At 62.1% G+C, this 12,222-nt stretch carries 9 protein-coding genes; 4 read left to right on the top strand and 5 right to left on the bottom strand.

Going from position 1 to position 12,222, the window contains the following annotated elements:
- The first annotated feature begins 236 nt into the window (after nt 1-236).
- A complete protein-coding gene (locus PA598K_RS32395; RefSeq protein ID WP_128660887.1) occupies nt 237-1,709 on the top strand; it encodes a protein adenylyltransferase SelO in 1,473 nt (490 codons plus the stop codon).
- A gap of 420 nt (nt 1,710-2,129) precedes the next feature.
- Here PA598K_RS32395 and abc-f read toward each other — a convergent pair whose 3' ends face one another.
- Nucleotides 2,130-4,292, bottom strand: coding sequence for a ribosomal protection-like ABC-F family protein (gene abc-f / locus PA598K_RS32390; RefSeq protein ID WP_128660886.1), 2,163 nt, complete (start codon nt 4,290-4,292; stop codon nt 2,130-2,132).
- A 105-nt stretch (nt 4,293-4,397) separates the two neighbouring features.
- The gene (locus PA598K_RS36735) at nt 4,398-4,541 is read right to left on the bottom strand and encodes a hypothetical protein (RefSeq protein WP_185602359.1); all 144 of its coding nucleotides are present in this window, start codon (nt 4,539-4,541) and stop codon (nt 4,398-4,400) included.
- A 375-nt stretch (nt 4,542-4,916) separates the two neighbouring features.
- Here PA598K_RS36735 and PA598K_RS32385 point away from each other — a divergent pair, with 375 nt between their 5' ends.
- From PA598K_RS32385 to PA598K_RS32375, 3 genes are read left to right on the top strand one after another with little or no spacing between them, the layout of a single operon-like run.
- Complete coding sequence (locus tag PA598K_RS32385; protein WP_128660885.1) at nt 4,917-5,636, top strand: polyphosphate polymerase domain-containing protein; 720 nt, start codon at nt 4,917-4,919, stop codon at nt 5,634-5,636.
- Nucleotides 5,637-5,651: 15 nt separating this feature from the next.
- Nucleotides 5,652-6,335 carry a DUF4956 domain-containing protein gene (locus PA598K_RS32380; protein WP_128660884.1) on the top strand — a complete coding sequence of 228 codons (684 nt, stop codon included), beginning with the start codon at nt 5,652-5,654 and terminating at the stop codon, nt 6,333-6,335.
- A 56-nt stretch (nt 6,336-6,391) separates the two neighbouring features.
- The gene (locus tag PA598K_RS32375; protein WP_128660883.1) at nt 6,392-8,494 is read left to right on the top strand and encodes a carbohydrate-binding domain-containing protein; all 2,103 of its coding nucleotides are present in this window, start codon (nt 6,392-6,394) and stop codon (nt 8,492-8,494) included.
- Nucleotides 8,495-8,698: 204 nt separating this feature from the next.
- Here the strand turns inward: PA598K_RS32375 and PA598K_RS32370 are convergent, their stop codons facing one another.
- The 3 genes from PA598K_RS32370 to PA598K_RS32360 form a co-directional block, all read right to left on the bottom strand.
- Nucleotides 8,699-9,616 (bottom strand): aldo/keto reductase, encoded by a 918-nt coding sequence (locus PA598K_RS32370; RefSeq protein WP_128660882.1) that lies wholly within the window; start codon nt 9,614-9,616, stop codon nt 8,699-8,701.
- Between the two features lie 189 nt (nt 9,617-9,805).
- Nucleotides 9,806-11,854, bottom strand: a complete 2,049-nt coding sequence (locus tag PA598K_RS32365) for a hypothetical protein (RefSeq protein WP_128660881.1) — start codon at nt 11,852-11,854, stop codon at nt 9,806-9,808.
- An 86-nt stretch (nt 11,855-11,940) separates the two neighbouring features.
- Nucleotides 11,941-12,222 (bottom strand): ROK family protein (locus PA598K_RS32360; RefSeq protein WP_128660903.1); only part of this gene is annotated, 282 nt, incomplete at its 5' end.

Here is a 12,222-nt window from a genome sequence, read left to right as displayed (position 1 = left end):
CTCCTGCCATACGCTGGCGGAGCGGCCTTCTCTATGTGCTGGACTCGTCCGATCCTGACCCGGCCCGGGTGCAAGTGATCGCAGGTCGGACGACACCCCATGATCTGGATAGCTATCAGTGCTATAATGACAATCAACACCGTAAACAAAGATAAGTGAAGCGCCAATGTCAGAGTAAATCTCAGGCCAATGGCAGACGATACGGAACAGAACGCCATTACGAGGAGGAACACGCGTTGACACAACAACAAGCAAATGCCAAGGGCGGGTGGAGGCTGGACAATAGCTATACGCGGCTGCCCGATATCCTGTACTCCCGACTCGAGCCGACGCCAGTGGATGAACCGAAGCTGGTCGTGCTCAATGAGGCGCTGGCAGCAGAGCTGGGACTCGATGCGGCGGAGCTGCGCACAGAGGCAGGGGCTGCCATGCTCGGTGGCAATACGCTGCCGCCAGGGGCGGAACCGCTGGCGCAGGCGTATGCCGGTCATCAGTTCGGCCACTTCACGATGCTCGGCGACGGCCGCGCAATCCTGCTCGGCGAGCAACTGACGCCGTCAGGCGAGCGGCGGGACATCCAGCTCAAGGGGCCGGGCCGGACGCCGTATTCGCGTCAGGGCGACGGTCGGGCGGCACTCGGACCGATGCTGCGCGAGTATATCATCAGCGAAGCGATGCATGGGCTCGGCATCCCGACGACCCGCTCGCTGGCAGTGACGTTGACCGGCGAGCCGGTCTACCGGGAGGAGGTGCTGCAGGGCGCAGTGCTGACCCGTGTCGCCGCCAGTCACCTGCGAGTCGGCACCTTCCAGTACGCAGCCGGTCTCGGGGTACGCGAGCATCTCCAGGCGCTCGCCGACTATACGATCGAGCGGCATGATCCGCAGCTGGCCGGTCGCGAGGACCGGTACCTCGAGCTGCTGCGTCAGGTCGTCCGTCGCCAGGCGTCGCTGATCGCCAGCTGGCAGCTCGTCGGCTTCATCCATGGCGTCATGAATACGGACAATATGGCGCTGAGCGGCGAGACGATCGATTACGGCCCATGCGCCTTCATGGATGTATTCGATCCGAAGACGGTATTCAGCTCGATCGACCGTCAGGGGCGGTACGCTTACGGCAATCAGCCGAAGATCGGCGTCTGGAATCTCGCGCGCTTCGCCGAGACGCTGTTGCCGTTGCTCGCCGAGGAGACGGAGGCGGCTGTGGAGCTTGCCGAGGAGGCGCTAGGGCTGTTCGGCTCCGAGTTCGAGCGGCACTGGCTGGGCGGCATGCGGGCGAAGCTCGGACTGTTCGGCGAAGAGGCCGAGGACAGAGAGCTGGCGCGCGACCTGCTCGAGCTGATGCAGACGGAGCAGGCCGATTATACCAACACCTTCCGGGCGCTCACGCTCGGGCAGATCGAGACGTCCCCGCTTGCTTGCGCCGCCGCATTCCAGGATTGGCAGGCGCGTTGGCAGGCGCGTCGCGATCGCCAGTCTGAGCCGGAGAGCGCGTCGCGCGAACGGATGCAGCGGGCCAATCCGGCGATCATCGCTCGCAATCATCGGGTGGAGGAGGCGCTGGCAGCGGCGGAGACCGGCGACTATGACATCATGCATCGGCTCGTGTCGGCGCTTGCCGACCCTTACGCCTACACCGCCGAGCAAGAGCGCTATGCCGAGCTGCCGGACAGCGGGGAGCGGCCTTACCGCACATACTGCGGCACCTAGAGGTGTCGCAGCGGGAGCAGGGGGACGTCTGGTCCGGGATCTGATCCTGGCCGCACTGCGATTTGAAGCGGTCCAAGTCGTCGGACCGACGTCATGCCGCCGGACACGTGCTTAACTTCACTCATGTTCTTGAACAGTGTCCACTTTTCATGCGAACTGCAATAATACCTTTATTTTTCCCCGAAACAGTGTGTAGGCTGCATATAACTGCAAAAGTACAGTTGTTCTTTGGCAAATGGCAAGCAATCGGGCGTACTGGGTTCGATTAAGCGCACATTTGCAGTTGTTTACCGGTTTTAATGCCGTTTTTCCCAAAATAGATGTACTTTTGCATTTGTTTCTGCCCGGTCACCCGCCCCGAGTATTCCGCCGAGTATCGCGCTCTTACTCCTCATTACTCTCCTACTCCTGCTCCGCGATCTAACGCTCCATGAGCCCGTCGAGCCGGTCCTGGAGCGACTGGCGCTCCGTCCAGCGCTGCTCCAGCTCCGAAGCGGATGTCTGCGCTGTTGCGATCTCGCTCAACAGCGCATCGAAGTCAGCCAACTCACGCTCGGCGACCTCGATGGCCGCCTCCAGCCGCTCTCCCGACAGCAGATCGGGAGGGCTCTTCGTGGCGGACCGAGCAGCAGCTCCCGGAGCAGACTTCGACCGATGCGGCTGCGCTGAATGCGGCTGTGACTGATGCGGCTGCCCAATATGCGGCTGCGCCTTTTGCTCGCGGGCTGAGCGACTCGCGCCGGTGCTGCGCGTGCTGTTCGTCTCTTGCACGCCACTGCATGGGCCGGTCGACTCTTGAGCGTCGCTGCCTGCGCCGGTCGTCCTTTGCGCGCCGCCTGGTGCGCCGGTCGATCCTTGCGCATCGCTGGTATCCCGGGAGCGCGCCATGCGACTCGCGCCGCTCCCCGCGCCTCTTGCGCCGGTCGCTTCCGGCGCATCGCCGTTGTCGCGGGAGCGCGCGCGTGCCTGCTCGCGCCTGTAATCCTCATAATTGCCCTCGCAGGTGGTGAGGCGACCTTGCTCCAGCGCCCAGACGCGCTGGGCCAGCCGGTTGACGAGATAGCGGTCATGCGTGACGATGAGCAGCGTCCCTGGATAGTCCTCCAGCGCTTCCTCGAGCGCCTCCCGGGAGGCAATATCCATATGGTTGGTCGGTTCGTCGAGGATGAGCAGATTCGGCTGCTGCTCGACGAGCAGCGCCAGCCGCAGACGGGTCCACTCCCCTCCGGAGAGCGAGCGCAGCGGCTTGAAGACATCGGCCCCATAGAACAGATAGCCAGCCAGCCGGTTGCGCGCCTCGCCCTCGCCGACAGCCACCGCCTCCTGGTAATAGTCCAGCAGCGACAGCTCCGGCTGCTCCGGGGCTTGCTGCTGAGCCAGATAGCCGATCTCGACGCGGGCGCCCAGCCGGATATCGCCGCGATCCGCCGTCTGCTCCCCGCGGACGAGCTGCAGCAAGGTCGACTTGCCCGCGCCATTGCCCCCGATCAGTATCACCTTCTCCCCATAGCGCAATGTCCCCGACAGTCCGCGCAGCACCTCTTTGGCCCCGTAGCTTTTCCATACCTGCTCAAGTGTGAGCACCTGCTTGCCGGAGCGCTCGGAGGTCTGTAGGTCGAACTCAGCCTCCTTGCGATTGAGTGCCGGACGCTTCACCTTCTCCATACGGTCCAGCGCCTTCTGCATGCTCGCCGCCCTGCGGAAAAACTTGACGTTATCGCCGACGCGGCCCCATTCCAGCAGCTTGCGGATCGTCTCCCGCATCTGCTTGATCTTCTTCTGCTGCTCCTGATATTCGGCGAACTGCCGAAGCAGCCGCTCCTCCTTCTCCTTGGCGTAATACGAGTAATTGCCCGTGTAGACGCTCGACTCGCCGTCCTCCAGCTCGATGATCCGGGTAACGACGCGGTCGAGGAAGTAGCGGTCATGCGAGACGATCAGGCAAGCGCCCGCGTACTGACGCAGAAAGTCCTCCAGCCATTCGACGGCCTCCATATCCAGATGATTGGTCGGCTCGTCAAGCAGCAGCACGTCGGGCTCCCAGAGCAGCTGAGAGGCCAACGCCACCTTCGTCTGCTCGCCGCCCGACAATGAAGCATAAGGCCGCTCGTACCAGGCAGCGGGGATGCGCAGACCGGCGGCGATCTGGTCGATCCGGGTATCGAGTCCATAGCCGCCGGCTTGCTCGAATTGCTCCTGTGTCTGCGCATAGTCTGCGAGCAGCCGCTCCAGCCGCTCCGGACTGAGCCCCGGCGCAGCCATCTCCGTCTCCAGCGCCTTCATCTGGGCCAGACAAGCGTGCCAGGTCTCGAACTCGAGCAGCAGCGCCTCGCGTACCGTCGTCCCGGCCTCGAGCGCGGGGATCTGCCTTAGATAGCCGATGCGCGCCCCTTTGCGGAGAGACAGCAGCCCCTCGTCCGGGGTATCGAGCTTGGCGAGCATGCGCAGCAGCGTCGTTTTGCCGCAGCCGTTGCGGCCGATCAGGCCGGCTTTTTCGCCAGCATGCAGCTCGAAGCTGACGTCCTCCAGGATGAGCTCGGCGGCATGGTATTTCTTTATATGTTGGCAATTAATCGTTAACATTGAGGGTTCCTCCTAGAGTCGGGAGGCCCTGCCGCATGCGATGAAGACAAACAAAACGGGCGTAGGGAAAAATCCCTACGCCCGTATCGGTGTCAGCCGTTCAGGTCAAGGCAGGATCTCTCTCGCGAGTAGTGTGATCGTATGGTTAAAAAAAGACAGACCTCTCCCGTCTTGACCATATTCATGCACAATGCCGGCCGCTGCAATCGGCAGCCGACTTACTGGCAGATTCACACGCTCTTGATTCATCCTGCCTTCACCTCCTTTTACTTTATTGACACTCAGTATACTATAGCAGATCACCTTTGTGCAAAAGAAAACGATGGCTATCGATCATAGAGACGCAGCTCGGTCCCCCTGCCAGGAAGCGGTGACGACCAAACCGGCCAACGCCGTTTGGAGCTTTTTCATTGCGGGTTTCCTCCTTTATCCGTTTGGTGCTATTACTATGACGTTTGGGCTTCCTGTAAGGTTGCTCGACTGGACGTAGTCAGCCATTTGTTATGTTAAGGCTTTTTAAAGGTTGGCTCAGTACACTGGGTCCATGAGCTACAGTGATGCGCAGCTTGCCCAGCCGAATCGCAGGCGTTGACGCAAGCTGCTGCAAAAGAGAGGAGAGCTACGATGGCAATCGAGGTATTCAACCGATACGAGAACAAGTACTTGATGGACACGGAGGCATTCCACCGACTGTACAATCGCCTGCTGGAGCATATGGAGGCTGATGAGCATAACCGCAACCAGCAGTTTTACACGATCAGCAATCTCTATTACGATACCGACCACAATAGCCTGATCCGCACGAGTCTGGCCAAGCCCAAATACCGCGAGAAGCTGCGTATCCGCGGATACGGGGTACCAAAGCCGGACGCCACCGTCTATCTGGAGCTAAAGAAAAAAGTGCGCGGCCTCGTCAATAAACGCCGTACGGCGCTGAACCTGCAAGAGGCGTACACCTTCGCCGGGAGCGGGATCGCGCCGCCGCTTGCCCCCTATATGAATGGACAGGTGGTGCGCGAGATCGAATATCTGCTCTCCCGCTACGCGCTTCAGCCCAAGGTGTATCTGGCTTACGACCGGATCGCGATGTTCTCCAAGGCAAGTCGCGACCTGCGCATCACCTTCGACACCAACATCCGCTCGAGGCGGACCGAGCTTCAGCTTGAGAGCGGCGATCACGGCGAGCAGCTGATGCCTCCGGGACAATGGCTGATGGAGGTCAAGGCGGAGAAGACGGTGCCGATCTGGCTGGCGCGTCTGCTCTCGGAGGAGGGACAGTTCCGGACGAGCTTCTCCAAGTATGGCAACGAATATAAGAAAATGCTGCGAGCCGGCAATACGTAGAAGGAGCGAATACTTATGCTAGACACGATATTCGAATATACCGCGACCGATGTTGCATTGACCTGGCAGCACGCATTATGGACCTTGCTGACGGCTTTCATCCTGGGAGCGGTCATCAGCGTCACCTATATGAAGACTCAGCCCAACTACACCACCAACTTTGCGCTTACGCTCATCATCCTGCCGTCGATCGTCGGCATCATCATCCTGCTCATCGGCAGCAACATCGCCCGCGCATTCAGCTTGGCCGGCGCGTTCTCGATTATCCGCTTCCGCAGCGCTGCCGGCGATCCGAAGGATATCGCTTACGTCCTGTTCAGCATGGCGGCGGGTCTGGCCTGCGGGGTAGGCGCCTTTGGCTACGCGGTGCTGTTCACAGTGGCGCTATGTCTGCTCATGATGACGCTCCACTTGTTCCGCTTCGGCACACGCAAGGCGATGCAGCAGCAGCTCAAGGTGACGATCCCGGAGAATCTGGCCTACGAGGATGTATTCCGCGAGGTCTTCCAGCACTTCAACGTCGACTATGATCTGAAGCGGGTCCGCACCACCGAGCTGGGCAGTCTGTACGAGCTTATCTATACGATCGCCCTCGACAAAAATGCCAATCCCAAAGCGCTGCTCGACGCGATCCGAATCCGCAATGGCAACCTCGATATCTCGTTGACGATGACCCCTCCTGTAGCAGAAGGCTACTGAAAGGGGACGACAGCGCTCTGAAGATCAATCCAAGAAAACGAAAGGAAGCGATCATGATGAGTAAAAAGTGGGTCCATCATACCTGGAGCACGCTCCTCCTGGCCAGTCTGCTCGTCTCGGGCTGTACAACGGGGGAGACGAAATCGTCGACCTCGGCTGACTCGGCCTTGGTCAGCGAGGCGAGCCCAAATACGGGAGATACAAGCGCCGTGGCTGCGGAGGACGCGGGCACGGCTGGCGAGCTCCCCGCCGTCGCCGAGGTTGTCAGCTATGAGGCGGATGACGCATACAGCGACTGGACGATGGACGGTGCAACGGAAGTTGCCCTGAGCGGCAATGGCGCAACGATCGATGGCGACGGAGCGACTGCCGATGGCAGCACAGTGACGATCAGCTCGGCCGGCACCTATGTGCTGAGCGGAACGCTGACCGATGGGCAGATCGTCGTCGACTCGGCGGGGGATGGCACGGTGCGGCTGGTGCTGAACGGCGTTAGCCTAAGCAGCAGCACGTCGGCTCCGATCTATATCAAGGCAGCGGACAAGGCCGTCATCAGCCTGCAGGAAGGGACCGAAAATCGCGTCGTCGACGCTGAGACGTATGTCTACGCGGACGCAGCGACCGACGAGCCGGATGCGGCGATCTTCAGCAAGGACGACCTGACGATCAACGGCAGCGGCAGTCTGTATGTCCATGGCCGCTACAACAATGGCATCACGAGTAAGGACGATCTGAAGATCGTCGGCGGCATCCTGGAGATCGACGCGGTCGACGACGGGATCAAGGGCAAGGACCTGGTCGCTGTACAAGCCGGGGATCTGACGATCCGCGCAGCCGCCGACGCCATCAAGACGACCAATGACACGGATGAGGATAAAGGCTACATCGCGATCTCCGGCGGCAGCTTCACCCTGGTCTCCGGCAACGATGGCATGCAGGCGGAGCGAGCGGCGCTCATCGAGGGCGGTACCTTCGATATCGTCGCCGGCGGCGGCAAGACCGAGGTGTCCGATGCTGCGGATGCGCCGAGCACCAAGGGCATCAAGGGCGTACTGGGCATCCGGATCGCGGCCGGCGAGCTCGTCATCGACGCGGCAGACGATGCGCTCCACAGCAATGGAGCGATCGAGATCGCGGGCGGGACGATGAAGCTGGCGACGGGCGATGACGGTATCCATGCCGATGAGTCGATCGACATCTCGGACGGTATCATTACCATCACCGATAGCTATGAAGGCATCGAGAGCAACAAGATTGCCATTAGCGGCGGCGAGATCGATCTCGTCTCCAGCGATGACGGCATCAATGCGGCATCCGGCAGCGCCAGCGAGACAGGCGGCGGTCGTCCGGGAGCGGGCAGTACGTTATCCGTCAGCGGGGGCTACGTCGTCGTCGATGCGGGCGGCGACGGGCTCGACGCCAACGGCTCGATCGAGATGAGCGGCGGCACGGTATTGGTCAACGGCCCGACCAACAACGGCAATGGCGCGCTCGATTATGACGGAACCTTTACGATGAGCGGCGGCGTCGTCATCGCTGCAGGCAGCAGCGGCATGGCGCAAGCCACCTCGGATGCATCGACTCAGCCTTCGATCCTCATGACGTATCCACAGTCGCAGCCCGCAGGCACGCTGGTCCAGCTGGAGGATAGCGATGGCCGGACGATCGTCACCTTTGCGCCGACCAAGGCGTACCAGTCAGTCGTCATCAGCACTCCCGAGCTGCAGCAGGGCGGCAGCTACACGCTGTACAGCGGCGGCTCGGACACGGGCGTGGCAGTAGGCGGCTTGTACAGCGGCGGCACGTATAGCGGCGGTACGGAGGTCGTGTCGTTCGAGATCGCCAGCTCCGTCACCTGGCTCGATCAGAATGGCGTAACAGAAGCCCGCAGCGGCATGTTCGGCGGTATGGGGGGCGGCCAGGGCGGCGGTCCGGGCATGCGAGGACAGGGTCGCGGCGGGGAAGGCAGGATGCCTCCGGAAGGAATGGAGGAGATGACGCCGCCGGAAGGGATGGAAGGGATGACGCGCCCAGAGGGGATGGAAGGCATGGAAGGCATGTCTTCCCCGGACGGGACGTTCCCCGAGGGCGGCGATCGGCCGTCGATGAGGGATGAGCGAGCTGGGGCGGAAGCACAGAGCAGCGAGTCGGCATCCTGACAAGATAGAAAAACCTCTGACCGGTAAGGCGGGTCAGAGGTTTTTTGGGCACTAAAGGCGGGCTGATACGCGGTCGTCCACACCACGGCTTATACGAAGCGAGCCTGCATCGTGCGGGCTCGCCAGCGGACGACGACGCCAGCGCCAGCGGTCGTCGGTCATGGCGCTCCGATTGAGCCGTGTCGCATTGGCGCAGGAAGGCGCTTACGGCAGGATGTTGCCTGCGGCGCGGTAGATGGCGTACCATTCCTCGCGGCTCAGCTCGATGTCGGCGGCCTTGCAGCAGTCCAGCAGGCGCTCGATATTCATCGTGCCGGTGACCGGCTGCATGCGGGCCGGGTGCCGGAGCAGCCAGGCGATCGCGATCGTCGTGTTGCTGACGCCATGGGCGGCGGCGACCTCGTCGATCTGCTTGTTCAGCTCGGGGAACTTCTCGTTGCCGAGGAAGACGCCCTCGAAGAAGCCGTATTGGAACGGCGACCATGGCTGGATGGTGATGTCATGCAGACGGCAGAAGTCCAGGATGCTGCCATCGCGGTTGACGGCGGCTTCGTTCTCCATGTTCACGTTGAAGCCTTGATCGATCATCGTCGTGTTGGTGATGCTGAGCTGGAGCTGGTTGGCGACGATCGGCTGCTGGACATAGCGCTTCAGCAGCTGGATCTGCATCGGATTTTGGTTGGAGACGCCGAAGTGGCGCACCTTGCCCGAGCTGGCGAGCTGATCAAACGCCGCGGCGACCTCCTCCGGCTCCACCAGCGTATCTGGACGGTGCAGCAGCAGCACGTCGAGGTAGTCGGTGCGCAGACGCTGCAGGATACGGTCGACCGAGCTTACGATATGCTCTTTGGAGAAGTCGAACATGCCCTGGCGGATACCGCACTTGGACTGCAGGATCATCTGCTCCCGCACGTCGTCGCTCATCTGCACCGCATCGGCGAAGATCTCCTCGCAGGTGCCGCCGCCATAGATATCGGCATGGTCAAAAAAGTTGGCTCCCGCCTCGAGCGAGGTCCGGACGAAACGCTCGGCCTCCTGCTTGTCCAGTCCGTTGATGCGCATGCAGCCGACGGCCACGACCGGCACTTGCAGCGAGCTGGTGCCGAGTTGGATCGTTCTCATGGAATAGGCCTCCTTATGTACCGTTGTAGGATATGGTGCTGAGGTTCATTATACCAGTCTGCAGTTGAATTGCCAGCGTGTGTGCGGCGAGCATCCGCTAGCCAGCTCGTATATGCCTGACTTAAAAAGGCCGCCCCCTTCTGTAAAGGAGACGGCCTTGTTTTGTGTTTGCAGAAGCCGACCGACCTATTACTCTTGCTCGAACGTGACCTGGCCGCCAGCCGAGCGATACGTGTAGCTGCCGCCCCGGTACCGGATGCCGGTGACGGTGGTGTCGCCCCACAGCGGCGCCGTCGGCGCGATCTCGCCATTGAGCGGCGGCATCAGGCCCAGTCCGCCCATCAGCACCGCTGCTGCCGGCATGCCGCTCCAGCCCTGGAGGTCGGAGCCTTTGCCGTATACCGGATCGAAGTACTCGACCGGCGTCAGCCACTGACGCTCCAGCCCGTAGGTGAACCAGCGCGTGAGCGGATACTCCCAGTCGTCGCGGCGCAGCCGCAGCTTGGCCATCGCCAGCACGCCGCTCCAGTACGGCCAGTCGCTGCCATTGTGGTAGCGGAACGGGTAGGACGACTTCTCGACCAGATGCTGGATATGGGTATACTGCGGAAATACGGTCATGACGCCCCAGTCGCCGTGCGGCTGGTCCGGGTTGTTGCGCGTCTCCAGACGGGCGGCGATCCGGTCGAGCACATGCTGCTGGTCGGACACTTCGCCGAGGTCGAAGGCCGGCGCGAGCGCCTGCTCGACCGAGACGTTGGGCTCCAGCGCGCCTTCGCCGTCGACGTTGTCATAGTTGCGGTAGCCGACCTCGTCATCCCACAGCCGCTCGCGCAGCGCGCGGGTGAGCGCGTCGGTCTTGCCGTTCCACGCAGCCTGGGTCGCTTCGTCCCACTGTCCGGCGTACCGGCGGATCTCGCCGTAGCAGAAGCGGGCGCGCAGATGCAGCATGGCCGTGTAGGCGACCGCACCCTGGCGGACGACGTTGTCGCACCAGTCGCGACGATTGTCCGGCTTCACCATCAGCTGCAGCTCGTCGTCGATCAGGTTGTCCATCTTGGACATGCACAGCTCCATCAGCTCGGCGATCGTCCGTCCGCCCACCGACTCCTGCAGCAGCGCTGCATCATGGGTCCAGGCGAGGTAATCGTGCAGCATCATGATGAAAAACGACGGCGAATCGTAGTGATCCGGCCAGAACTGCTCGTAGCGCTCGCGCAGCACGTTGTAGATGACGGCGCTTGGGCAAGAGCCGTCATCGCCGATGCCCTGGGCGAGCGTGACGATCTCGTTGCGCACCCACTCCGGCTTGAACGGCAGCAGCGGCAGTACGGTCCAGTAGCCGTCCCGGAAGTAGGTGCGGGAAGGGCTCTGGTAGTTGACGCCAGCGTAGAAGGCTGCGAACGTGTCGCCGCTCTCCTTGTACATCGAGTGCGAGACGTTGAGGCAGGCGGCGACGAGCGCGTCGAGCGTCTCATGCTGCGATGCGTGGAACGATCCGAGCCATTGGCGATAGCGCTCAGCGGCATCCCATGCGGCGTCGGCGCCAGCGTAGAGCGCGTCCAGCGACAGTGGCTCCATGCCGCCGGAGACGGCGATCGTCATGACGACCTCCTGGCCCGGCGCGACCTCATCGGGATAATCAAGCACCATCCGATAGCCGTCCTGCTCGATGCGGTTCGGCGAGTGGCTCGCGGCCAGATGGACGCGGTAGGCGTCGCCGAGCACAGCTTCCCAGCCGGTATTGCCGTTATGCCAGCGGTCCTGCATCGGCGCTTCGGTGTAGCTGCCTTGCTTGGCGACCATGGCGGCCATGTAACTCTTCATCTCCCACTGCATGCCCTGGCGGAGCAGGAGACGGGCAGGCTGCGAGCCGTGATTGGCGAAGCGGAAGCGCAGATAGAGCGCATTGTTCGTGTCGTCGCAGTATTGTTCGGCCGTTACCGCTACGCCGTCCAGCTCCTGCTCGGAGTGGAAGTCGATCTCCATCGCGCGTCCGAGCACGCGGACCGTCTTGCGGTGCTTTGCAGGCAGACGGCGGCCATTAACGGACCAGGCGGTGAACCATTCGCGCTCGGTCATCAGCTGCCATTCGCCTGCGACGGAGTATTTGGAGATGCCGCCGTTGCCGTCGAACTGGGCGAGCAGGCGACGGTTGGAGACATCATAGCCGAGGATGCTGTACCAGTACGCTTCCGTGACCAGATGGTGTCCGCGTGGTGTAGTTGTTGTATTCATCAGGATCAGCTCCGTTTCTTAAGGTTTCTCAAGGCTTCTCAAGGTTAGTCAGGTCATAGACAGGTCGGATAAAGGTGTCCTCATCGCTAGACGCGGTTCGGGAGGACGCCGGCGAGAGCGCCGATCGCGCCTGCCCGGTTGCCCAGCCGCGCAGCGACGACTTCGGTAGCGATCGGCGTCAAGGCAGCGATGCGCTCGCGGACAGCCGAGACGTACAGCTCGCCCGAGTCGGCGACGCCGCCGCCGATGACGACCCTCGCCGGGTTGAGCAGCGAGACGGCGTTGGCGATGCCGATCGCCATGTAGTCGAGCGGCAGGCGCAGCAGCTCGAGCGCTTCGGCGTCGCCTTGAGCGGCTGCCGCCAGCAC

This window comes from Paenibacillus sp. 598K (assembly GCF_003851045.1).
Taxonomy (GTDB): domain Bacteria; phylum Bacillota; class Bacilli; order Paenibacillales; family Paenibacillaceae; genus Paenibacillus_D.
The sequence above is the reverse complement of the archived record's forward strand: the minus strand, read 5'-3'. Positions and strand labels throughout refer to the sequence as shown.